Consider the following 22,416-nt stretch of genomic DNA (forward strand, 5'->3'; position numbering starts at 1 on the left):
GTTCAGTCTACGGCGTGGGGTCGTCCAAGCGGCGCTCTTCGATCAGCACGCCGTCCAGGATCCTCTCGATCGCCTTGCGGCCGAAGACACCGGAGTACTCCAGATCAGCATCGTCCTCACTGGGCACATCCTCGGCTTCCCCCGCTGGGGTGGGGGTGGGGGCCTCCGCCCAGTCCGGGGGCGGCGAGGAGTCAAATGCCTCCGCCTCCCCGCCGGGTTCATTCCAGGCCGGTGCGGCAGGCTTGCGCGAGGCCAGGCGGCTGCGCAGCTCAGCACCGGGTCCCTGAGCAGGGGGCGTGGTCTCAGCAGCCGACAACGTTTCCGGGCTGGGCGCGGAGGCGATGGGCGAGGAACTCTGGGTGCTGCGGCGGGCGAAGGCCGGGACCACCGGCTTCTCCGGGACCTTCCGCTCAGCAGGTGGTGCATGCTGTGCGGGCTCCTCCGGAGGCCGTGAGCGCGGGGTGTAGCCGGGCTCCGCCGGCGGGAGGTCCGGCGGTTCATCGGTAGGCGGAACCCAGCCATCGTCGGGGGGCTGCGGCACCGGATTGGCCTGAGGCGCGGCCGGAGCGTCAGCCTGGCTCCGGCCCTCAGCTTTTGGGGGCGGTCCACCGCCTGGAGGCTGGACGGGATCTCCTCCGCCGGACTGCCCATCCAGGTTCAGCTGCACATGGATTCCAGCCACCTCGTGGACGGATTCCGTCAGTGCCTGTTCCCCGCCACGGTTGCTGAAGGTGTTCCGTGCACCTTCATTGCTGAAGCTCAGCGCCAGGGTCTGCCCGTCGAATCCGGCCACCTGCACATTGGACTTGAACAGCATCCACAGCACACGGGAACGGGACTTCATCGCCTCCACCACATCCGGCCAGGCCTGCTGCATCCGCTGGGTGGCGTCCCCGCCGCCCGCCGGCACAGCGGACTGCGGTGGCTGAGCCGGCGCCGCGGAAGCAGCAGCCGGCTCCTGGGGCTGCTCCTCCGGTGGCGCAGTATCCCGCTCAGTCGGGGCGGTGTCGACCCCCGGGGCCGCCCAGCGTTCAGCCGGGCTCTGCTGGGACCGGGCGGGGGCAGGCTCAGGCTGCTGGGGCGCGGCAGGCGCGGCGGGCGTCGTCGTGCTCTGCTGCGGGTGCCCGCTGACCGGGGCCTCACCGGGGGGAGTGGTGCCGGCACCGGAGGTGAAGTCCATGCGCCGTTCCAGGCGCTCCAGGCGGGCGGCGAGGCTGGCCTGGCCGGATTCGGCGTGCGGCAGCAGCAGCCGCGCCATCAGCAGTTCCAGGTGCAGCCGCGGGCTGGTGGCACCGACCATCTCGGTCAGCGCGGTGGCGGTGATATCTGCCGCCCGGGACAGCTCAGCCGCGCCGATGTGCCCGGCCTGGGTCTGCATCACCCGGATCTGGTCCTCGGGGACCCCGCGCAGGATGGCCTGCGGGGAATCGGGCACCGACTTCACGATGATCAGATCCCGCAGCCGCTCCAGCAGGTCCTCCACAAACCGGCGGGGGTCCTGGCCGGACTGCACCACCTGGTCCACCACAGAGAAGGCCTTGGCTCCGTCCAGGGCGGCCACTGCGTCCACCACCTGGTCCAGCAGGGCCGCATGGGTGAAGCCCAGCAGCGCCACCGCCCGGTCGTAGTCCAGCCCGGCCTCATCGGCACCGGCGATCAGCTGATCCAGCACGCTGAGCGTGTCGCGCACCGAGCCGCCGCCGGCGCGCAGCACCAGCTGCAGCACCCCGGGGGCCACCTGCACGCCCTCGGCGGAGCAGAGCCGCTCCAGATACTCCAGCAGCGGTTCCGGGGGCACCAGTCGGAACGGGTAGTGGTGGGTGCGGGAGCGGATGGTGCCGATCACCTTATCCGGCTCCGTGGTGGCGAAGATGAACTTGATGTGCTCCGGGGGCTCCTCCACGATCTTCAGCAGCGCATTGAACCCGGCTGCGGTGACCATATGGGCCTCATCGATGATGAAAATCTTGTACCGGTCGCGCACCGGGGCGAAGGTGGCGCGCTCGCGCAGATCACGGGCGTCATCCACACCGCCGTGGCTGGCGGCGTCGATCTCAATGACGTCCAGGGAGCCGGGGCCCCCGGTGGCCAGCTCGCGGCAGGACTCGCACTGCCCGCAGGGGTTGCCGGTGGGGCCCGCCGAGCAGTTCAGGCAGCGGGCCAGAATGCGCGCAGAGGTGGTCTTGCCGCAGCCGCGCGGCCCGGAGAACAGGTAGGCATGGGAGACCGCATCTTTGCCCAAAGCGGTGACCAGCGGCCCGGTGACATGCTCCTGCCCGATCACATCGGCGAAGGTATCGGGCCGGTAGCGTCGGTACAGTGCGGTGGTCACGGATACGACCTTACCGCGTGGTCCGGCTTCAGGCCGAGCGGCGCAGATCCGCCGCGGGCTGAAGCCGGGGTGCGCTGAATTCGCCTGGCCGGTGGTGGCGGCAGAACCCGCCCTCCGGGACCTGCTGAAGGTAGGCGGCCATCTGGGTCAGCTCAGCGGCGGAGAACTCCTCCGGGCGGCGCCGGCGAGGAGCCTCCCGGACGGCCGGCTCACTGGGTGCCACCTCGATCCCGAACAGGGTCTCCAAGGCAGCGATGTACTCCTCGCCGCGGCCCTCAGCGGCCAGCTCACGGGCCCGTACGGTGGGGGTGTGCAGCAGCTTGCGCACGATCCGGCGCAGCCCGAACTCCACCTCCTCCGCGGCGGCAGTGCAGCCGTGCTGCCTGCGGACCTTCTCCATCTCCTCGTCCATGAGCGAATGCACATGTTTGCGCAGCGTCACGATCGCATCATCGGCGGAGCGCTGGGCCCGCTCGGCCAGGTACTGCTGGACCGAATCGTCCACCACGGCGCGGGCCTGCTCCAGGGAGGCGGAGGCCTCCTCCGGGGCGGCGATCTTCACCGACTCCAGGGTGATCAGATCCACACCGGGCAGATCGGCCACCTCTGGGGCAAAGTCGTGGGAGAGCGCTAGGTCGATCACGGCCAGCGGGCGCTCGCGGTTCTCGATCCCGGCCAGGGAGCGGATCTCCCCGGCAGTGATCTGGCGGTTCCCGCCCGAGCAGCCGATGATCAGGTCTGCCTGGCTGAAGGCCTCCGCCAGTTGGTCCATCCGCAGCGGGCGGGCCCCGCCGCCGCGCTCGGCCACGAACTGCTCGGCCCGCCCGGAGCCGGAGAACACTGCGATATCCGGCACTCCGCGCTCGCTGAGCTGGGCCAGTGCGGTCCCGGCATAGGCGCCGGTGCCGATCAGCACCACCTTGGCCTGCCGGTAGAAGGCCGGCCCGTGACCGCGCATATCCCCCGTGATGTCCAAGGCCACTGAGACGATGGACCGGCCCCGCGCACCCAGTGCAGTCTTGGCCCCGACGTCCTTGGCAGCCCGGGTGGCGGATTCGAAGAGTTTGGTCAGTGATCCCGAGACGGTGCCTGCCGCCTGCGCCTCAGCCAGCGAACGCCGCACCTGCCCGGCGATCTCGCGCTCGCCGACCACTGCCGAGTCCAACCCGGCCCCCACCTCAAAAAGGTGACGGGCGGCGTCGTCGTCAATGAATGTCTTGAACGAGGCGGCCACAGTCTCAGGGTCCAGACCCGAGGACTCAGCCACCGCATCCAGCAGCTGTTGCCGGCTTGCCTCCAGCTCCTCCGGGGTATCGGAGGCGGTCTCAGCGTAGATCTCCAGGCGGTTGCAGGTAGCCAGTGTCACGGCAGGCAGATCAACAGAAGCGGCGACATCGGCCGCTCCTGAGGAGAGTGTTCCGACGGTCTCGAGGTCGAGGTCGGAGTGGGTTGCGACAAGTGAAAAGAGAACCACGGCGCACTTATTCTACAGCCCGTCGAAGCAGTGCTGGTCCCGGCGGCGGGGAAACCCCGCTCACCTCTCGGCCGGCTTACTCTGGCCTTCGCACCTAAAATCGCTGCATCGCTTCGCTTGCAGCTCACCTGGCAGAATGAACCGCATGACGACGACGCCGCCTGCTGCCCTGCCTGCCGACCATCCCTTGGTTGCCGGGCTCACCGCCGATGCCCCGCTGCTGAACCAGTACCGGGGTGGCCGGGACGCCGCGGGCAGAACCGCTCAGCCGGCCCGGCGGCCGGTGTGGTTTATGCGCCAGGCCGGGCGTTCGCTGCCGGAGTACCGGAAGCTGCGCGAAGGCACCTCCATGCTCGACAGCTGCCTGAATCCGGAGATGGCCGCCGAGATCACCCTGCAGCCGGTGCGCCGGCATGATGTGGATGCCGCGATCTTCTTCTCTGACATCGTGATCCCGCTGCGCCTGGCCGGTGTGGGTGTGGAGATCAAGCCCGGTGTGGGCCCGGTGTTGGACTCCCCGGTGCGCACCCTGGCCGATGTGCGGGCCCTGCCTGAGATCGATGAATCCGCCTTCGCCCCGATCGTTGAGGCGGTGCAGCGGACTACCGCCGGGCTGGCCGAACTCTCGGCGGAGGCAGGCCGGGACTGGACCACTCCGCTGATCGGGTTCGCCGGAGCCCCGTTCACCCTGGCGGCCTACATGGTGGAGGGCAGGCCCTCCAAGGACCACCTGGCGGTGCGCGCCATGATGAAGGCTCAGACCGAGACCTGGAACGAGCTGGCTGCCTGGGCCGCGCGGGCCTCCGGTGCCTTCATGCGGGCCCAAGTGCTGGCCGGAGCCTCCGCCGCCCAGCTGTTCGACTCCTGGGCCGGATCGCTGAGCCGGGCTGACTATCTCGACTATGTGGCACCTTTCTCCCAGGCCGCGCTGAGCCATGTGGCCGATCTCAAGGTGCCGCTGATCCACTTCGGCACCGGCACCGGCCAGTTCCTGGATGCCATGCGCGCTGCGGTGGAGGCCGCCCTGCCGGATCCTGCCGCCGGCCACCCGGTGCTGGGCGTGGACTACCGGCTGAACCTGCGCGAGGTGGCCGAGTCGCTTGGGAAGGGTGCCAACGGGCGGAACACTCCGCTGCAGGGCAATATCGACCCAGCACTGCTGTTCGGGGACTGGGCCACTTTGGAGGCCCATGTTCGGCAGGTGGTGGCCGAGGGTGGCGCCGCCGGCGGCCATGTGGTCAACCTGGGCCATGGAGTGCCCCCGGACACTGATCCGAGCGTGCTCACCCGCGTGGTGGAGCTGATCCACTCGATCCACCCGTGATTCCCACTGAGGCGGGAGCGAAGCGATGACGCCGACTTCAGGTGCGAAGGCCGCGGCCCCGGCGACTTACGCTGTAGTCGGCGGCGGAATCGCCGGGCTGACCGCGGCCTGGGAGCTGGCCTGCGCCGGAGCGCAGGTGGAGCTCTACGAGGCCTCCGAGCGGCTCGGCGGAGCCCTGGCCCCGCTGCAGCTCGGCGGGGTGCGGGTCGATGCAGGAGCCGAGGCCTTCGCCACCCGGACTCCCGCAGTCCGCGAGTTCCTGGACGAGCTGGGGCTCGCCGATCGGATCGTCTCGCCGAACCCCGCCGGAGCCTGGCTGCAGCTGCCGGGGCTGGCCGCACCACTGCCTGCCACCGGCATCCTCGGCATACCCGGTGATCCCACAGCCGGCGAGGTCGCGCGCCTGCTGGGGACTGCCGATGCCGCCCGCGCCGCCGAGGACCTTACCGCGGCGATGACCTGGACTGCGCAGCAGAGCCCGAGCCTGGGTGAGGTGGTGGTCGACCGGATGGGGCCGGCGGTGGTGGAGAAGCTGGTCGCGCCGATCACCTCCGGGGTGCACTCCGCAGACCCGCACCAGCTGCCGATGAGCACCGCGCATCCGCGGCTCTATCAGGCCATGCTTGAGCACGGGTCGCTGGCCCGGGCAGTGGCCGCCCTGCGCGCCGCGGCCCCCGCCGGATCATCAGTGCAATCGTTGCGGGGCGGGATGAACACCCTGATCAGTGCCCTGGAGGAGCAGCTGAGGCAGCTCGGGGTCCGCATCCGCCTGAACACCCCCGTAGCCACTGGCCCGCCCCCGTGGCTGCTACAGGATCTTCAGGGCAGGGAGTACAGCGCCGTCATCCTCGCCGCAGGTGCCCAACAGGCGGCCCAGTTGCTGGGGAGCCCCGGAGACGGTCCGGCCGGCGTGGCCCTGGTGACCCTGCTGGTGCACGCACCGGAGCTTGACGCCCACCCGCGCGGCACCGGGATGCTGGTGGCCCCCAGCGTGGCCGGCATCGGGGCCAAGGCAATGACGCATATCTCTGCCAAATGGGCCTGGGCAGCGCAGTCCCTGGAGGCCCAGCTGGGTCCCGGCCACCATCTGGTGCGGCTCTCCTACGGGCGTACCGGGGACCACGGCGCCGCCCTGGGCTTCCACTCCACCGAGGAGGCTCTCTACCGAGCCGCCCTGGCAGACCTCCCGCAGCTCACCGGCACCGCAGTCACCCCCGAGCAGGTGCTGGACCACACTGTGGTCCGCTGGCGGCGCGGCGGCATCAGCCCGCAGGCCCAGGGGCTCCAGGAGAGGCTGAAGGCCCAAGCCGAGCGTGGCGGCCCCGAGATCGCGGCCGTGGGGGAGAGCTTCGCGGGCACCGGCTTGGCCCAGGTGATCCCGCACGCCCGCCAGGCCGCCCGGCACCTGCTGGGGCAGGGGCGCGCCGCCTAGCCCGGCGTCGTCGTGATTTCTACGTCACGTAGAAGAACTGCGCTGACCCGCGCTAAGCTGGGACCCATGAGCTATGGCCGCAACCCTGTGCGCAGCCCTGAAGAGGTCAATGCCTCCGGCAAGGACTGGTTCACTCTGTTCACCGTGTTCAAACGAACCCAGCAGCAAATGGCCGGCAGCATCTACCCCCGCGGCGGAGCCCCCGAGGGGCGCAAGGCGGAGAAGATCGCCACCGAGTTCGACGAGGCTGTGTCCACCCTGGCCGGCGGCGGCCTGGGAGCCGACGAGGGCGCCGTGGTACTCCGCGGCGCCTATGACGTCTCAGCGATGCGGGCTGATGCCGACATCATGCTGTGGCTGACCGGCCACCGGGCCGAGAGCCTGCAGGCCGCGCTGCGCAGGTTGCACCGCACCGAGCTGCTGAACACCACTGAGATCGCCTTCTCCGCAATGGGTGTCCACCGGACCGCCGAGTTCGCCCGCGGTCATGTTCCAGCCTTCAGCCGCGGCGTGGAGGCCGAGGACTGGCTGGTGGTCTACCCCTTCAACCGCAGTTACGACTGGTACCTGATGGACCCGGCCGAGCGCGGCAGAATGCTGCGTGAGCACGGGATGCTGGGCCAGGAGTTCCCCTCAGTGCTGGCCAACACCACCTCCGCCTTCGCACTCAACGACTGGGAGTGGCTGCTGGCCCTGGAGGCCCCGCAGCTGACCGACTTGGTGGACATGATGCGCAAGCTGCGTGAGTCGGAGACCCGCTACCACGTACGGGATGAGACCCCGTTCTACACCGGACGCCGCCTGCCCCGCACCGACGATATCCTCGAGGTTCTAGCCTGACCATGACTGACACCTTTTCCCCTGTCGCCACAGATAACGACGACGCCCGCACTGCCTCGGTGCCCCAGCAGCCGGCTGAGGGTGAGCTCCGGCCCTATACTGCGATCCTGCTGGCCAGCTTCGGCGGGCCCGAGGGCCAGGACCATGTGATCCCGTTCCTGCGCAATGTCACCCGCGGCAAGGGCATCCCGGATGAGCGGCTGGAGGAGGTGGCCACCCACTACCGGGCCAATGACGGAGTCAGCCCGATCAACCAGCAGAATCGCGACCTGATCGCCGCCCTGGAGACTGAGTTGGCCGGCCGGGAGATCGATCTTCCCATCTACTGGGGCAACCGGAACTGGGACCCCTACTTCGCTGACGCCTTCAAGCAGCTGGCCGCGGACGGGCATCAGGATGTGCTGGTGCTGGTGACCTCGGCCTATGCCGGCTACTCCAGCAATGACCAGTACCTGGAGGACTTCGAGCGGACCCTGGCGGAGACCGGGCTGAAGGGCCAGCTGAACCTGGTCAAGGTCCGCCAGTTCTTCTACGACAAAGCCTTCACCCGGCCCAATGAGGAGTTTCTGGCCGCCGGGGTCCAGGATGTGAGGTCCCAGCTGGCTGGAGCCGGTAGGCCTGACGGGAAGATCAAGGTGCTCTTCGTCACCCATTCCATCCCTACTGCGGTGGCCCAGCGCCAGGGTCCGGCCCGGATCAAGGAGCTATTCGGCACCGATGTCTACACCGCCCAGCACCAGGCGATCGCTGACTACCTGATGGGGGCAGTGGCTGAGGCCGAGGGCATCGACTACCAGGTGGTCTTCCAGTCCCGTTCCGGCAGCCCGGAGACCCCGTGGCTGGAGCCGGATATCAATGACCAGATCGAGGAGGATGCGGCAGCCGGGTATGCCGGCGTCGTCGTGATGCCCTTCGGGTTCATCTCCGATCATATGGAGGTCATCTGGGACCTCGACACCGAGGCCAAGGAAACTGCCCAGGAGCAGGGACTGGCCTTCCACCGGGCGCCCACCGTGGGCACCCACCCGGAGTTCATCTCCGGACTGGTGGACATCATGGGCGAGTACATCGCCGGTGAGGGCGGGCAGCCGCTGGCCAGCGGTGAGCAGACCGTGCCCGGGGACTGGTCAGACCTGACCACCGAGGGCGGCTGGGACACTCCGCTCTGATGGCTGAGACCTTCCGCGTGGGCACCCGCGGCTCCAAGCTGGCACTGACCCAGACCCGCACTGTGGCGGAGGCTCTGGCTGATCTGGCGGGCCTGGAGGCACAGCTGGTGACCATCAAGTCGGAGGGTGACGTGCTCACCGGGCCGCTGAGCCAGCTCGGCGGGACCGGGGTCTTCGCTGCAGCCCTGCGTCACGCGCTGTTCGAGGACCAGGTGGATGTGGCAGTGCACTCGTTGAAGGACCTGCCGGCCAAGGATCTTCAGGGGCTGAGCATCGCCGCGGTGCCGGTGCGCGCCGATGTGCGCGATGCGCTCTGTTCTGCGGATGAGCTGACCCTGGAGGAGCTGCCTGAGGGCGCCAAGGTGGGGACCGGCTCGCCACGCCGGGCGGCCCAGCTGCTGGTGGCCCGCCCCGATCTTCAGATTGTGGATATCCGCGGCAATGTGGGCACCCGCCTGGCCCGGGTGCGGGGGCGTGAGGAGCTGGCGGAGGCTTCCAGCCAAGCCCCCGACGCCGCCCGCGGCGACTTGGATGCGGTGGTGCTCGCCGGTGCCGGGCTGGCCAGGCTGGGGCTGGATGACCAGATCTCCGAGCTGCTGCCACCTGAGGTGATGCTGCCGGCACCTGGTCAGGGTGCCCTGGCCGTGGAGGTCCGCGAGGCGGATGCCTCGCTGGGCCAGCCGCTGGGGATCGGCCTGGCCCAGCTGGAGGATATCGACTCCCGCCTGGAGGTCACCGCCGAACGCGCGCTGCTGGCTCGGCTGGAAGCCGGCTGCGCAGCCCCGATCGGAGCTCTGGCACGGTGCACAGCGGAGCCCGACGGGGGAGTGATGCTGCGTCTGGATGCCGTAGTGGTGGCTCCCGACGGTTCGGACGCCCAGCGCGCCGGGGCCGAGATCACCCTGGAGGCCGGTGCGGAGCGTTCCTCGGGCATCGAACAGTCCGCCACCCTCGGCACCCAGGTCGCAGAAACCCTGCTGGACGAGGACACCGGCCTGCTGAAGCATGTCACCGGCACGCACTGAGCGGCCGTCTTCGATCTCCGAGCCTGTTCATATACTTGCCTGGGCAGAACACAAGTATGTTGAGGGGGTTGTATGAGTGCCATTGTTGCTGAGACAGTCGATCTTGACCGCGCTCGGGGGGAGATTCAGACGATTGTGGATCTTGGGCAGAGAGCTGGCATTGACTCAGCTGAGCTGCGGCAGCGTCTGAAAATCTTTTACCCAATGGTGCCCGAGCATGAGCTGGCATCAGTCATCGGCATCGAGCAGGATGAGCTTCGCGACAAAGTCTCGAAGCGAGACTACGAGGAGGCACAGGCAACCACTTCGGTGTACTTTGCTGTAGCGCGGGAGAACAACCAGAAACCCGTCAGCGTGCCCCATGCCGTACTGGATACCAAGACTGCATGGTTAGTCGCTGTCAGGGCGGGCCTGCGGGACTATCCCGAACTGCCCGGTACGGTGCTGTGCCAGGTGCTCGCCGGTTAGCGTACGCTCAGGAGCAGGCCAAACGTGGCGCTGAAGCAGTGCCTTCACTCTCCATGCCTGCGTACAACGCACAGAGAGAGGCCTTTTTTCGCGAGGACCTGGGCCTGACAGCCCGTGAACTGAAACAGCAGGGTGTCAGCCGTTGGCCGCTTCCGGTCACCCAAGTACGGGATAAGTTCAAGAAAGTCTGGGGCAGCGGCTATGGATGGCACCGGAGTCTCGAAAGGCTCGATCTGCGGGCCACCAAACCGGTCCGGACCACCGCCGACGAATGTCGCTTTGCTCCTCTGAAGTTCGCCCAGTGGGCGGCGGACAACGGCGAGCCGCTCAACGGCGGGAGGTACCAGGTCTGGCGGCAGACGCACACCGTGGATGAGCCGCCGACGCGCCAGACTCTGGAGCGGAACCTGGAGGCGAAGATTGACGGGAAGACCCTCCCCAATCTCATAGAGATCGCAAGGGAAGAACTGCTTCACTCCTGTCGCGAAGCAGTATCAGAATTCTTCGAGGACCAGAAGCCCGGAGAGGACTACGATCCTGTCCTCTACGAGGGCTGGCATGCGGATCAGGCCGAGGAAGGCATTGACTACCCTCCGCGGGAGGCCGTAGAAGCGCTGGCCTCAGACGTGTGGGCGAAGAAGCGCACAAAGTGGCGTGACGAGGACGCCGTGCGGCAGGAGTGCCGCACACTGTTCCGCGAGTTCTGCCTGAGCTATCCCGAATCGGATACTCCACCCAGTAATGAGGACTACGAGACGTGGTGCGCGGGCCAAACCCTGGATATTGAGCCCCATCCGGGGCACCAGGTCGTGGAATCCTTGGGACGGGACATCCCCACGCTGTGGGAGCGTTGGCGCAGTGATGTTCAGGCAGCCTTGGAGAGCGCAGCCGAAGACTTCTTTGCCGCTGAGTCATCTACTTCCATGCCCGCCATCGAGTCTTTCTACCAGTGGATGCGTGCAGCAGATGAGCGTCCTCCTGCCGCTGAACTGCTCTCCGCCCAGAGGTGGCGTGCCCTGTGGCGGAACTGGAGCCAGGGCGCTGGAAGCCAGGCGCGGGTAGCCCGTGAACGCTTTTTCTCCAAGGCCTGGGAAGACGGTCATAGGAAAGCCGACTACACGACGCTGAAGCTCCCCTACGAGACTTGGCGTCAGGACCATGAAGGTGCAGACGGCGGTGCGCTGCCGCCCTGGTCACAGATAGAGGTCTACGGTGACTGGGCTGAGAAATGGCCGGAGTACCGAAAGTCCCGGCGCAACGAGAAATGGCTCCCTGCCATCATCCCGAGCCTGGTCTTCTTCCTGCTCGGCTTTGTGGTTTCGCTCGTCATACCCTGGGCTTAGGACAATTCAGTCTCGGTACCGGGTGACAGAGTTGTTCTCCTAGGCAATGGGAAGCAATGCTTGAGGAGGCGCTTATGAAGAATCACCTGATGGGGATGTTCATCGGACTGGCAGTGGGTGATGCCCTGGGCCGCCCGATTGAGGGCAACGACCCCCGGCAGGTGCAGGGGATGGAGGATGGCGGTCCGTTCTCGCTCAGCCTTCCGGCCGGCTACTGGACCGATGACACCTCCATGGCGCTCTGCTTGAGCGACTCTCTGCTGGAGCAGGGCCGCTATGACAGTTATGACGTGATGCAGCGCTACAGCCGGTGGGCCGCCCAGGGATACCGCAGCTCCACCGGGGTCTGCTTCGACATTGGTGGCCAGGTCCGCCGGGCGCTGGCTGACTTCGAGACTGCCCCGGAGGTCGGCGAGACCGAGCCCCGTACCGAGCGGGCCGGAAACGGGTGCATCATGCGCTTGGCTCCTGTGGTGATTGCGGCACTGGCAGTTGGGGGCGACGTCGGGTGGCTCTCCAGGATGAGCGGGCGGGAGACGCACTACTCGGAGCTTGCCGAGCATGCCACGGAGATCTTCGGTGAGATGCTGGAACGCGCCGCGACCGCAGGAGCACAGGGCGGGCGCAAGGAGAGTATCTACCCCTCAGCAGGTACCAACCCGGAGCTTGCCCGCAGGCTGCATGCCGCGGCAGATAAGTCCGCGGAGGAGCTGACTCCCAGCGGGTTCGTGGTGGACACCTTGGAGGCGGCTCTCTGGGCGTTCATGACTGCTGAGGACTTCGCCGCCGGGGCGCTGAAGGCGGTGAACCTGGGCGGGGACGCTGACACCATCGGCGCTGTCTATGGCCAGCTGGCCGGCGCCTACTACGGCCTCACCGAGATTCCTGCCGAATGGCGCGGCGACCTTCACGACTACGAGGAACTGCTCCGAGTCGCCGAGGCGCTGGCCTCTCTGGGTAGTCTCAGCGCGCCCAGAACCCGCTTCGCCGAGGACAACCCCCGGTAGCCTGAGGTGGTGCGCATTATCCTGACCCGAGCTGCTGAGGCCGCCGGAGCACTGGAGTCTGGCCTGCATGAGGCAGGGCATGAGGTGCTGCACCTGCCCCTGACCCAGCAGGTACCGGTACAGGATTCCGGACAGCTCACCACGGCGCTCGCAGACCTCCATGCCGGGAGGTTCAGCTGGCTGCTGCTCACCAGCGGGAACACTGTGCGGTTCCTCAGCCGGGCCGGCTGGGACGGGAGCCTGCCGGAGCAGACGCGGATCGGCGTGGTCGGACCTGGGACTGCCCGGACTCTGGAGCATCTCACAGGACTTGCCAGCCCATGGCGGCCCCGGCAGTACAGTGCTGCCGGGATTCTGACCGAGCTCCCGCCCCCGGCGGCCCAGGATCGAGTGCTGCTTCCCCAGTCAGCCCGGGCCCGGCCTGCCCTTGCGGAGGGTCTCCTCGAGCGCGGCTGGCAGGTCACTCAGGTCTCCGTCTATGACACTGTGCCCGTGGAATGCCCGGATGTGGGCACCCTCCGCTGCGGCGACGTCGTACTGGTCACCAGTTCCAGTGCTGCTGAAGTATGGGCGGGCCTGGCAACGCCTGAGGTCACCGTTCTGGCCATTGGCCAGCCCACCGCTGAGACCCTCCGGCGGCTGAGCAGGCCGGCCGCCGCCGTCCTCCCCGAACCTACCGCGGCAGGGGTGCTCGAGGTTCTCAGCAGACCCTAGGATGCGCGGGCCTCCTCAGACGAGATCCCGAGGGATACTGCGCTCCCTGTTCTGCGAGTACACCCTGGGGCTTCCCTGCTGCTCGTCCAGCTCGTAGGCATCGAGCTGGGCGTTGATGAGAAAGTGCTCCCGGGTGGAGGTCAGCACAGTACGAGTCACGACTTCCACCCGCCAGTCATCGCCTCGCTCCAGTCTGCGGACAGTGCGCGTCTCACCTCGAACCGAATTCACATCGTTCCAGCGGAAGCTGTACCACTCTCGGGTGTCCCGGTGGATCACGGTGCCGGTGTCTTCGATCCGGAAGGAGCCCTGGTCGTTGATGATCTCCAGCGTGGAGACATCAGTGGCCAAGTCTCTGGTGACCTGCCAGGACTGGGTCCCGGGCGAGAGGGTGGTGATCTCCTCCTCCGGGGTTGCCTCGGGCGGGCCGAGGGGTCTGAGGCCCTCATCCTCGGCACGTGGCTGGCGCACCGGCAGGTAGAGTGCGCTGCCTGTGGTCTTGACCGTCACCATCGCAGGCTCGGGGGCCGGCCAAATGAGCGGCCAGTACGAGGTGGAGATGGAGATGCGCAGGCGATGTCCGGCAGGAAAGGACTGTGCGACGCCGTTGAGCTGAACCTCCACGTGGTAGGTTCGGCCGGGCTCCAGGGGCTCAGGGTGCTCACTGTCCTCCCGGTGGGTCAGGTTCAGCACCCCGTAGGTGACGCGTGTGGCTTCCCCGTTCGGTGCGACATCGGAGAGACGCACTGCCACTTGGGCCACCGGCCGGTCCGCTGAGACCTCCAGCGCCACACGAGGCAGACCGAGGATCTCCGTGGTCTCTTCAAGCGGGCTGGTTTCGAATACCAGCGCTCCGCCGGCCTCTTCGCGCTGGTCATAGGGCAGGTCCGGCACGGCCGAGTAGGAGGCCCATTTCCCGGCGAACATGCCTACGCTCAGCGGGGACTGGATGCTCAGCTCCTCAGCCGCGGACTCCCCAGGATCACCAACGGGGTCATCGGTCTGACCGCTGGGCACCAGATGGTGGGCGGTGAACCGGTACTCGCGCTCTTCGATCCCCGGCGCAGGCCAACTCTGCTCGGCGACCCAGCGGCCGGGCCGCTCAGCGTAGGAAGCGCTGGGCGGGACGCTGTCCTGCATCCACGCCCGCAGCATCGGCTCCTGTTCCACACCGGTGTCGAGACCCTTGAGCCAGTGGTCCCACCAGCGCACCATCTCCTTCAGGAAGCCGACAGCTGGTCCTGGCACACCGAGATGGGGGTAGCGGTGTCCCCATGGGCCGATCAGGCCCTTGCGGGGGACGTCCAGATTCTCCAACAGCCGGAAGATTGCGTTGGTGTAGCCATCAGCCCAACCACCCACAGTCATTACCGGGCATTTCACCTGGGTGTAGTCCTCACAGACCGAGGCCGGCTTCCAGTAGTCGTCGCGGCGTTGGTGCTGCAGCCAGGTCTCCAGCCACAGACCGCTTCCTTCAAGCCGCTGATGCCACATCTGGCGCCAGCGGTCTCCTACCACAGCCGGGTCAGGGGGCATGCTGTTGAAGGCAAACATGACTGTGGCCTCGGAGAGGTTGTCGCCCAGGAGGCACCCGCCCATGTAGTGCATATTGTCCACGTAGAGGTCGTCGGTGGCTGAGGCGCTGATCACCGCTTTCACAGCGGGCGGGCCGAACGCCGCCATCTGGAGGCTGTTGAAGCCGCCCCAGGAAATGCCCATCATCCCGACACTGCCATCACACCAGGGCTGCTCTGCGAGCCAGTTGATGACGTCAGTGGCGTCCTCATGCTCCTGTGGGCGGTACTCATCCACCATGACTCCGTCAGAGTCACCACTGCCGCGAAGGTCCACCCGGACACAGACGTAGCCGTGTCCAGCCATATAGGGGTGCAGGCTCGCATCCCGACCACGCGTGGCATCACGTTTCCGGTACGGGATGTACTCCAGGACCGCCGGCACCGGGTGCTCGAGAGCATCGGCGGGCATCCAAACCCGCGCGGCGACGCGTTGACCACCCCGTAACGGGATGAAGACGTTCTCAATGGTCTCTACAGCGTGGGGCAATTCGTCTACAGTCGTCATTACTCGTCTTCTACGGGGTCGAACTCGAAGGTCAGAATCTGAAGCGCCTGCTGAAACTTAGCTGCCAGCTCATCGCGATTCTCGGCACCGAGGTACAGATCGCCCAGTCTGAACCGGTAACTGTCCTGGTGCGGAAGCTCGGACAGCTGATCCCCTGGGGCGACGTCGATGCTCACCTTTGTGCCGGCGATGCTGCGCTCCACCTCGGCGATCTCCTCCTGGTCCGGCACTCGCCGGACGATGCCGTCGGTCTCACGGGTGATGCGCCATTGGGCTGCCACTTTGAATGGGCCCTCATGGCGGGGCATGTGGGGAGTCTCCCCGAGGGCGACGTCGATAGCGACCTCGTGGTTGGAGGTGCCGTCGACCTTGAGAAACAGATCGCTGTGAGACTGAGAGATCCTGGTGTTGACCTCGATCAGCCGCAGCCGGTCGGTCTGCTCATCCCACATGTACTCGGCGTTGAACGCGCCGTTGTCGAATCCGATGTGCCGCAGCAGCCGCTCGGTGGTCTCGACTATCTTCTGCTGAACTTCGGGTGGGACGGAGGCAGCCGGGTAGTCCAACCGCTCCAGGCTCCTACCGGTGGGATCCTTCAGCATATCCACCACACCATGGACGCTGAACTGACCCTGAGTCACGACCCCCTCCGGCTCAACCTGGATACCCGTGACGATTTCCTCGGCTAGGCATGTGTTGCCATCAGCTCCACGGAGCTGCTCCGGCAGGTCGACCCGGCTCAGCACCTGATTGAACGCATCGCCAATATCGGTGATCTCCTGCCGGATCTCGGCAACGGCGTGCCGGAAGTCCTCCTCATTGCGGACCTGGAACCCCAGGCTGGAGGAATGGGCCTTCACGGGCTTGACCCAGCACGGGAAGGGCAGGTCGATGCTGTCCAGGGCGTCATCGTCGAAGGGGTCGAAAGCGGCGAATCCGGGGACCACCTCGGGGACTGCCTCACGCTGCATCAGACGACTCCAATACTTGTGTTCGCACTGGAGCATACTGGTCAACGTCGGTGCAGGTATACCTCGTTCCTGGGCCAGGATCGGTGCGAGCATCGAGCTTGGAAAATCCCAATGACACACGATGGCGTCCACCGAGCCGCCGAACTCATCGAGTTCAGCGCGGGCCCGGCGCAGCAGATCGTCGAAGTCATGGTTTGTCTCCACGACCAAGGTTTTGTGGTCCAGAAGCGGATGAAACCTGAAACGATCGGCTCCCCTCACGCTCTCCAGTTCTTCGCGGTGCGGTTCCGTGAGGCCAAGGACAAACACATTGCGGGCTTGAGTAGCTGAATCGCTCAGACTCGCACGCTAACAGCGCGATCCGGACTGCTGCCTTAACGGATTCTGGGCAATACCTGCATGCATATCAACCCAGCAGTTCTGCGGGTTACTCCCTGCAATAGACTGTTGGTCGTGACTTTCCCCCACTCCCGTCCCCGCCGGCTGCGCAGGACTCCTGCGCTGCGCCGTCTGGTGGCTGAGACCCGACTGCACCCTGCAGACTTCATCCTCCCGGTCTTCGTCCGGGAAGGGCTGACCGAACCGGCGCCGATCACCTCCATGCCTGGGGTGGTTCAGCACACTGAAAAGAGTCTGCTGAGCACCGCCGAAGAGGCTTCCCAGCTGGGCCTGGGCGGGATCATGCTCTTCGGCATTCCCGCCCAGCGCGACCCGCACGGCTCGGCCGGACTGGACCCGGAGGGCATCCTCAACCGCAGCATCCGCGCGGTGAAGGAGCAGGTGGGGGAGTCGCTGCCGGTGATGAGCGACCTCTGCCTGGATGAGTTCACCGATCACGGACACTGCGGGGTGCTCAACCCTGCCGGGGAGGTGGACAATGACGCCACCCTGGAGATCTACGGGCAGATGGGCGCCGCGCAGGCCCAGGCAGGAGCAGATGTCGTGGCACCCTCGGGCATGATGGACGGGCAGGTGGCAGTGATCCGGGAAGCGCTCGACGCCGCCGGCCACCACCACGTGCCCATCCTCGCCTATGCGGCCAAGTACGCCTCTGGCTTCTACGGCCCCTTCCGGGAGGCCGTGGACTCCCAGCTGACCGGAGACCGCCGCCAGTACCAGATGGACCCGGCCAACCGCACCGAGGCGCTGCGCGAAGTCGAACTCGACCTGGCCGAGGGCGCCGATATGGTGATGGTCAAACCCGCCAGCGCCTACTTGGACATCCTCTCCGACGTGGCCGGGATCAGTGACGTGCCGGTCTCCGCCTATCAGGTCTCCGGGGAGTACGCCATGATTGAGGCCGCCGCCGCCAAGGGTTGGATCGACCGCAGGATGGTGGTTCTGGAGTCCCTGATGGCGATTCGCCGCGCCGGGGCCACCAATGTGCTGACGTATTACGCCGCCGAGGCAGCCCGCTGGCTGCAGAAGGACTGAGCCTCCGATGACCACCAACCAGGACCTGTTCACCGCCGCCCAGAACCTGATGCCCGGGGGTGTGAACTCCCCGGTGCGGGCTTTCGGCTCCGTGGGCGGCGTCCCTGTCTCAATGGTCGCCGGAAACGGCCCTTATCTCACTGACGCTGAGGGCAAGGAGTATGTGGACCTGGTCGGTTCCTGGGGGCCGGCACTCTTGGGCCACAGCCACCCGGCGGTGCTCGAGGCTGTTCGCGCTGCGGTGGACAAAGGGCTCGGCTTTGGGACCTCCCACCCCGCAGAGGCGCAATTGGCTCAACTGGTGCGCTCCCGGGTTCCCGGAGCCGAGATGATCCGCATGGTGTCCACCGGCACCGAGGCCACCATGACCGCCATCCGCTTAGCCCGGGGTGCCACCGGAAAGAACCTGGCGGTGAAATTCGCCGGCTGCTACCACGGGCACTCCGACGGACTGCTGGCCGCAGCCGGCTCAGGGGTCGCCACATTGGGCCTGCCCGGCTCGGCCGGCGTCACCCAGGCGCAGGCCTCCGAGACCATCGTGATCGAATACAACGACCGTTCGGCCCTCCAGACCGTCTTCGCCGAGCATGGCGAGGACATCGCCGCTGTCATCACCGAGGCCACGCCCGCCAATATGGGGGTGGTCCCCCCGGAGGCCGGGTTCAACCAGCTGATCCGCAGCCTCACCGAGGCACATGGTGCCCTGATGATCTTCGACGAGGTGATGACCGGGTTCCGCATCACTGAGGCCGGCTACTGGGGCGCTTCCGGCCGCGAAGAGGGCTGGGAACCGGACCTATTCACCTTCGGCAAAGTGATCGGCGGCGGGCTGCCGACTGCCGCAGTAGCAGGGCGCCGCGAGATCATGGAGCAGCTGGCCCCCACCGGTCCCGTCTACCACGCCGGCACCCTCTCGGGGAATCCGGTGGCCATGGCTGCCGGGGTGGCCACTCTCCAGCATGCTACCGCCGAGGTCTACCAACACATCGATGCCAAAGCCCAGGTGGTGACCGACGCCCTGGCCGCAGCGCTGAGCGACGCAGGGGTGGACCACACCATCCAGAAGGTCGGAAACCTGTTCTCGGTGGCGTTCGGCACCAGCCAGAGCGGTGTGCACAACTACTCGCAGGCCCAGGCGCAGGAGACCTTCCGCTACGGTCCGTTCTTCCACACCATGCTGGAGGCCGGCGTGTACCTGCCGCCCAGTGTGTTTGAGGCCTGGTTCCTCTCGGCTGCTCATGACGACGCCGCTGTCGAGCGGATTCTCTCCGCGCTTCCCGCAGCTGCCCGGGCCGCCGCAGAAGCCTCCTGAGCGGGCAGCTCAGGGCAGCAGCCCCTCGAGCTCCTCGCCCCAGCCGCTGAAGGTGTCCTCCAGGTCCTGCCACTGGTCTTCGGTCCAGTCAGCGACCCCCTGGCCGGCGTCCTCAATCTGGTTCTGCATCGGATTGGTCAGAATGATCGCCGCCACCGGCCGCTCAGTATGGACCTCGGCGACGTCCCAGTTGCGCTCCACCCATACCCCGCCGCGGTCGGTGAGCACCTCATAGTCTGCACCCTGCTCAAGCCCCGCCTGCTCCAGGGCGTTCTGCGCTGCCGGCCAACTCATCCCCTCCAGGCCGAGCTGGGCGATGAGCCCAGCGGCATCCAGCTCCAGGTGCACCGTGACCTCATCGCTGCCGGAGTCGATCTCCACGTGTTCGACTAGCAGTTCGGCCCCAGCATCGGCCGCGGCAGACTCCGGCTCCACCAACTGGTATTCGTTGTCGCCCACGCCGGCGCTGCGGATCTCCTGACGGGCCTCCGTCCACTCCTGGCCCACGATGTCCAGGTCCTCAAAGACCTCCGCAGTACTGGGCCCCAGGGGAATCAGAAGCCGGAACAGCAGCATTGCAGCAAGCAGGGCCGCAATCACCGCGCCAGCGATGATCAAGTTCTTCCGCGAGGCTCGGCTGCCGGTCTCGTCTTCGCCGGGTAACCCCGGGCCGTCCAGAGGCACAGTGGGCTGATAGGTGCCGCCCAGCGGGCGGGTAGTCTCCAGGTCCTCATCATCTTGGACCGAGAGTCTCAGCTCGTCCAGACGCCGGGTGCTCACAGCGTGCACCTCCGGAGCTCAACCCAGTCCGAGCACGGTCGCCAGGGGCTGAAGGGCTCCCGCCGCCCCATCACTGGCCCCGCCGATGTTCCCGTAGTCCACATACTGTCCCCGCCAGCGGCGGAACAGCCAGAACCCAAGGATGAACAGCGCAGCGGCGATCACAATGATCGTGACGGGCAGCCCGCCATTGGGGGTGCGCTGAATATCCTCCGGGATGTCCTCCCCCCGGGCGTGGATGTATCCCGTGGGGCCGGTGTACTTCTCACCGGGGAGACCCTGCGGCGCCGCATCTCCTGCGGCCTCCGGGTGCTCCTCCGGCTGATCCGGTTCAGGACTCTGCCCCTCCGGGCGCTCAGTCATGGTGACCCTTCCTGCTCACAGCGGCCACGCCCCGTTGACCACCGCATCCGTTTTGCCCTGCCGGTGCAGATAGGCCTGGAAGTCCTGGGCCTGTTCCGCCTTCCAGCCGACCTGAAGGTTGTGCAGCTGCGCGGCCGGCATCTGCAGCTCCGGGTACTTCTCCGCCAGGCACTGAGCCACCTGCACCGTAGCCAGGGCATCTGGCGCTGCCGAATGTGCCTGGTCCAGCAGCACTCCGTAGACCCCGCAGAGGTCCCCCAGGGTCCGTTTGCCGCGGCGGTACTTGTCCAGCTGCTTATCGATCACCAGCGGATCCACCACGGGCTGAGGCTCCGGGAACTCCAGGCCGTAGCGTGCGGCCTCCTGCTGCAGCACGTTGAGGTCATAGGGAGCGTTCATCACCACCACCGGCACTCCGGCAGCGAACTCCAGGGTCAGGGCGGTCAGCAGCTCTGCGACTGCCTCCTGCGCCGGCTGACCGTGCTGCTGTGCATACTCAGTGGTGATGCCGTGGATCTCCACAGTCTCCGGCGAAATCTCCACCCCGGGATCCACCAGCCATTCCCGCACCAGAGGTGAGCCGGCGGCGTCGTCGTCGAAGACCACCAGGGCAGCGGAGACGATCCGCGCCTCGGCAGGGAACCGGGAGGTGGTCTCCAGATCGAAGCCCACGCGGCGGCCGCGGTGCCAGGAATCCTCCGCGGGGTGCAGCTCGAAGAGTGCGTTGCTATCCATGCCGGCAAGATTACCGTCAGCCTCGGAGATGGCCCGGACCCGGTGCCGGAAGTTTCGATGTCGGTGCCTGGCTCTACTGTGAAATCACCACCACAGAACAGAAGAGATGAGCGATCCCAAGGAGGTAGTGGTGATGACCGTGAATGAGACTGTACGCATCGGCCAGGGCCAGCGGCTGCAGGAGCAGATCAGGCACAACCTGCGCATGTACTGGGATGACGCCTGGGATGTGCCGCTGCCCTATAACACCGAACTCACTGTGGAGAGGTTCATGCTGGGAGCAGATGCCCGGGCTGAGACCGTATCCGTGGAGATTCGCGGCAGTACCCGGGGTGCCACCGAGCGGTACGTGCTGCACCTGGCGAGCGGGATGGAGCAGGTCACCTGCCACGGTCCGGAGGGGCCGGTGGATTTTGTGCACCCGCTGACTATGCGGCAGTGGGGGCCCGCGGCGACTCTGCCGCTGTGGTTCGACTGGCTGGCCCGGCGGGATGCGCAGAACGCCCATGACTGGGTCTGCACAGAGGAGCACTGGGAGTCGGAGGATATTGAGGCTCAGCTCTACCGGGTGGAGCAGGGCATCGTGAGCTTTGACGCCACCGCCACCCACACAGCGAACTTCCGCACCGCTGAGCAGTTCACTGAATGGCTGCAGCAGGCGGCTGGGCCCTCCACCGCCCGGCTGAAGGCTTTGGCGCTGACTGATGCCCAGGCCTTCGCCGCCGGAGCCGAGCTCCGCCTGTACTGCACTCGACTGAGCGATCAGGACCCGGAGGCCCCCGGGGAGCTGGTGTCCCGGCCCTTGGACATCACCCTGGGTGAGTTGAGGCAGAAGCCCCTTGGTGTACGCAGCCTGGGTGTAGGAGTCGGGGACTGGGCAGGCTTCAGCCTGGTGATGGACGGTCCGGCAGTGGAGCAGTTCCACGGCGACGACATGGTCCCGCTCTCCCGGGTTCAGCAGGCCTTCGGCAGCGGCGAACCCCAGTACCCCTGGTGGGGCGTCACCGTGGCGGGGGTGGACAGCGTGTTGCTGGTCCCGGCGCGCAAGGCCGTGGTCACACTGCGCTATGACCGTGACGGTGCAGATGTCTGGTTCAGTGCGCAGTCTGATGACGAGCACCTCAACAAGGCCTGGGCTGAGGAGATGTGGTCCCGCCGGTGGGGCCGGGAACTGGACCACACGGTTCAGCTGAGCCAGCAGGAGGTTCAGGCAGCGGTGCAGAGCGCTGAGCAACAGCTCGCTGAGCTGCACTACCAGCAGGAAGAACAGAGGAACGACGACGCAACGAGCACAGGAGGCCGGCAATGAGCACGACCACAGCGAGAACCGCGGGGCGCGGAGTCCAGAGCGTCACCGGGCTGCCCCCGGTTCCTGACCTGGGTGAGGGTGAGGGCAACCCACGCTGCATGTGGGACTGGGACGTATGCCCCGAGACTCCCACCAAGAAGATCGTCTGGCGGGGCAATAACGGCACCGAGAACTACGCAGAGACCCTGTGCGCCCGCCACTACGCAGTAGAGCTCTCACGGTTCACCGAGGTGCATTCGGTGAGCTGCAGCGGCACTGTGGCCAGCCACATTCTGGCCCTCGGAGACATGTAATCTGGAACA

20 protein-coding genes are annotated in these 22,416 nt (G+C 66.8%); 13 read left to right on the top strand and 7 right to left on the bottom strand.

The window, feature by feature from the left end:
- Positions 1 to 7 precede the first annotated feature (7 nt).
- Both GNZ21_RS04715 and GNZ21_RS04720 read right to left on the bottom strand, forming a co-directional pair.
- On the bottom strand, positions 8 to 2,332 hold the full coding sequence (locus tag GNZ21_RS04715; protein ID WP_188503556.1) for a DNA polymerase III subunit gamma and tau: 2,325 nt from the start codon (positions 2,330 to 2,332) through the stop codon (positions 8 to 10).
- A 28-nt stretch (positions 2,333 to 2,360) separates the two neighbouring features.
- Positions 2,361 to 3,806, bottom strand: coding sequence for a glutamyl-tRNA reductase (locus GNZ21_RS04720; protein ID WP_188503557.1), 1,446 nt, complete (start codon positions 3,804 to 3,806; stop codon positions 2,361 to 2,363).
- 136 nt (positions 3,807 to 3,942) lie between these two features.
- Between GNZ21_RS04720 and hemE the strand changes: the two genes are divergently transcribed.
- From hemE to GNZ21_RS04765, 9 genes are all read left to right on the top strand, one after another.
- Positions 3,943 to 5,130: a uroporphyrinogen decarboxylase gene (gene hemE / locus GNZ21_RS04725; protein ID WP_157321817.1), complete on the top strand. Its 1,188-nt coding sequence runs from the start codon at positions 3,943 to 3,945 to the stop codon at positions 5,128 to 5,130.
- 25 nt (positions 5,131 to 5,155) lie between these two features.
- Positions 5,156 to 6,562, top strand: a complete 1,407-nt coding sequence (gene hemG, locus GNZ21_RS04730; protein WP_157321819.1) for a protoporphyrinogen oxidase — start codon at positions 5,156 to 5,158, stop codon at positions 6,560 to 6,562.
- A 66-nt stretch (positions 6,563 to 6,628) separates the two neighbouring features.
- On the top strand, positions 6,629 to 7,402 hold the full coding sequence (gene hemQ / locus GNZ21_RS04735) for a hydrogen peroxide-dependent heme synthase (protein ID WP_157321821.1): 774 nt from the start codon (positions 6,629 to 6,631) through the stop codon (positions 7,400 to 7,402).
- 2 nt (positions 7,403 to 7,404) lie between these two features.
- A complete protein-coding gene (locus GNZ21_RS04740) occupies positions 7,405 to 8,571 on the top strand; it encodes a ferrochelatase (protein ID WP_157321823.1) in 1,167 nt (388 codons plus the stop codon).
- Positions 8,571 to 9,596 (top strand): hydroxymethylbilane synthase, encoded by a 1,026-nt coding sequence (gene hemC / locus GNZ21_RS04745; RefSeq protein WP_157321825.1) that lies wholly within the window; start codon positions 8,571 to 8,573, stop codon positions 9,594 to 9,596. The genes GNZ21_RS04740 and hemC overlap by 1 nt, the downstream gene beginning before the upstream one ends.
- Positions 9,597 to 9,668: 72 nt before the next feature.
- Entirely contained in the window at positions 9,669 to 10,064 is a 396-nt protein-coding gene (locus tag GNZ21_RS04750; RefSeq protein ID WP_157321827.1) for a hypothetical protein, read from the top strand.
- 53 nt (positions 10,065 to 10,117) lie between these two features.
- Positions 10,118 to 11,407 carry a hypothetical protein gene (locus GNZ21_RS04755; protein ID WP_157321829.1) on the top strand — a complete coding sequence of 430 codons (1,290 nt, stop codon included), beginning with the start codon at positions 10,118 to 10,120 and terminating at the stop codon, positions 11,405 to 11,407.
- Positions 11,408 to 11,481: 74 nt separating this feature from the next.
- On the top strand, positions 11,482 to 12,414 hold the full coding sequence (locus tag GNZ21_RS04760) for an ADP-ribosylglycohydrolase family protein (RefSeq protein WP_157321831.1): 933 nt from the start codon (positions 11,482 to 11,484) through the stop codon (positions 12,412 to 12,414).
- Between the two features lie 9 nt (positions 12,415 to 12,423).
- Complete coding sequence (locus GNZ21_RS04765; RefSeq protein WP_157321833.1) at positions 12,424 to 13,128, top strand: uroporphyrinogen-III synthase; 705 nt, start codon at positions 12,424 to 12,426, stop codon at positions 13,126 to 13,128.
- 15 nt (positions 13,129 to 13,143) lie between these two features.
- Here the strand turns inward: GNZ21_RS04765 and GNZ21_RS04770 are convergent, their stop codons facing one another.
- The gene (locus tag GNZ21_RS04770) at positions 13,144 to 15,210 is read right to left on the bottom strand and encodes a CocE/NonD family hydrolase (RefSeq protein WP_157321835.1); all 2,067 of its coding nucleotides are present in this window, start codon (positions 15,208 to 15,210) and stop codon (positions 13,144 to 13,146) included.
- On the bottom strand, positions 15,210 to 16,385 hold the full coding sequence (locus GNZ21_RS04775) for an ATP-grasp domain-containing protein (protein WP_229659439.1): 1,176 nt from the start codon (positions 16,383 to 16,385) through the stop codon (positions 15,210 to 15,212). Before GNZ21_RS04775 ends, GNZ21_RS04770 begins: the two co-directional genes overlap by 1 nt.
- Positions 16,386 to 16,634: 249 nt before the next feature.
- On the opposite strand from GNZ21_RS04775, the gene hemB reads away from it, so the two are divergent.
- Both hemB and hemL read left to right on the top strand, forming a co-directional pair.
- Positions 16,635 to 17,615 carry a porphobilinogen synthase gene (gene hemB / locus GNZ21_RS04780; RefSeq protein ID WP_188503559.1) on the top strand — a complete coding sequence of 327 codons (981 nt, stop codon included), beginning with the start codon at positions 16,635 to 16,637 and terminating at the stop codon, positions 17,613 to 17,615.
- Between the two features lie 7 nt (positions 17,616 to 17,622).
- Positions 17,623 to 18,927, top strand: a complete 1,305-nt coding sequence (gene hemL / locus GNZ21_RS04785) for a glutamate-1-semialdehyde 2,1-aminomutase (protein ID WP_157321839.1) — start codon at positions 17,623 to 17,625, stop codon at positions 18,925 to 18,927.
- Between the two features lie 9 nt (positions 18,928 to 18,936).
- Here the strand turns inward: hemL and GNZ21_RS04790 are convergent, their stop codons facing one another.
- From GNZ21_RS04790 to GNZ21_RS04800, 3 genes are read right to left on the bottom strand one after another with little or no spacing between them, the layout of a single operon-like run.
- A complete protein-coding gene (locus GNZ21_RS04790; protein WP_157321841.1) occupies positions 18,937 to 19,707 on the bottom strand; it encodes a hypothetical protein in 771 nt (256 codons plus the stop codon).
- Between the two features lie 18 nt (positions 19,708 to 19,725).
- Positions 19,726 to 20,070, bottom strand: coding sequence for a hypothetical protein (locus GNZ21_RS04795; RefSeq protein WP_157321844.1), 345 nt, complete (start codon positions 20,068 to 20,070; stop codon positions 19,726 to 19,728).
- Between the two features lie 15 nt (positions 20,071 to 20,085).
- Positions 20,086 to 20,805, bottom strand: a complete 720-nt coding sequence (locus GNZ21_RS04800; RefSeq protein WP_157321847.1) for a 3'-5' exonuclease — start codon at positions 20,803 to 20,805, stop codon at positions 20,086 to 20,088.
- Positions 20,806 to 20,911: 106 nt separating this feature from the next.
- On the opposite strand from GNZ21_RS04800, the gene GNZ21_RS04805 reads away from it, so the two are divergent.
- Both GNZ21_RS04805 and GNZ21_RS04810 read left to right on the top strand, forming a co-directional pair.
- Complete coding sequence (locus GNZ21_RS04805; RefSeq protein ID WP_157321850.1) at positions 20,912 to 22,114, top strand: hypothetical protein; 1,203 nt, start codon at positions 20,912 to 20,914, stop codon at positions 22,112 to 22,114.
- Positions 22,111 to 22,407: a hypothetical protein gene (locus GNZ21_RS04810; protein WP_157321853.1), complete on the top strand. Its 297-nt coding sequence runs from the start codon at positions 22,111 to 22,113 to the stop codon at positions 22,405 to 22,407. The genes GNZ21_RS04805 and GNZ21_RS04810 overlap by 4 nt, the downstream gene beginning before the upstream one ends.
- Positions 22,408 to 22,416 lie beyond the last annotated feature (9 nt).

This window comes from Nesterenkonia alkaliphila, assembly GCF_009758175.1.
Classification (GTDB): domain Bacteria; phylum Actinomycetota; class Actinomycetes; order Actinomycetales; family Micrococcaceae; genus Nesterenkonia; species Nesterenkonia alkaliphila.

What these genes read in the sequence shown, in the direction of transcription:
- hemE (WP_157321817.1), top strand. Translation starts at nt 3,943, where the DNA reads ATGAACCGCATGACGACGACGCCGCCTGCTGCCCTGCCTGCCGACCAT.
- hemG (WP_157321819.1), top strand. Translation starts at nt 5,156, where the DNA reads ATGACGCCGACTTCAGGTGCGAAGGCCGCGGCCCCGGCGACTTACGCT.
- hemQ (WP_157321821.1), top strand. Translation starts at nt 6,629, where the DNA reads ATGAGCTATGGCCGCAACCCTGTGCGCAGCCCTGAAGAGGTCAATGCC.
- GNZ21_RS04740 (WP_157321823.1), top strand. Translation starts at nt 7,405, where the DNA reads ATGACTGACACCTTTTCCCCTGTCGCCACAGATAACGACGACGCCCGC.
- hemC (WP_157321825.1), top strand. Translation starts at nt 8,571, where the DNA reads ATGGCTGAGACCTTCCGCGTGGGCACCCGCGGCTCCAAGCTGGCACTG.
- GNZ21_RS04750 (WP_157321827.1), top strand. Translation starts at nt 9,669, where the DNA reads ATGAGTGCCATTGTTGCTGAGACAGTCGATCTTGACCGCGCTCGGGGG.
- GNZ21_RS04755 (WP_157321829.1), top strand. Translation starts at nt 10,118, where the DNA reads ATGCCTGCGTACAACGCACAGAGAGAGGCCTTTTTTCGCGAGGACCTG.
- GNZ21_RS04760 (WP_157321831.1), top strand. Translation starts at nt 11,482, where the DNA reads ATGAAGAATCACCTGATGGGGATGTTCATCGGACTGGCAGTGGGTGAT.
- GNZ21_RS04770 (WP_157321835.1), bottom strand. Translation starts at nt 15,210, where the DNA reads ATGACGACTGTAGACGAATTGCCCCACGCTGTAGAGACCATTGAGAAC.
- hemL (WP_157321839.1), top strand. Translation starts at nt 17,623, where the DNA reads ATGACCACCAACCAGGACCTGTTCACCGCCGCCCAGAACCTGATGCCC.
- GNZ21_RS04795 (WP_157321844.1), bottom strand. Translation starts at nt 20,070, where the DNA reads ATGACTGAGCGCCCGGAGGGGCAGAGTCCTGAACCGGATCAGCCGGAG.
- GNZ21_RS04800 (WP_157321847.1), bottom strand. Translation starts at nt 20,805, where the DNA reads ATGGATAGCAACGCACTCTTCGAGCTGCACCCCGCGGAGGATTCCTGG.
- GNZ21_RS04805 (WP_157321850.1), top strand. Translation starts at nt 20,912, where the DNA reads ATGAGCGATCCCAAGGAGGTAGTGGTGATGACCGTGAATGAGACTGTA.
- GNZ21_RS04810 (WP_157321853.1), top strand. Translation starts at nt 22,111, where the DNA reads ATGAGCACGACCACAGCGAGAACCGCGGGGCGCGGAGTCCAGAGCGTC.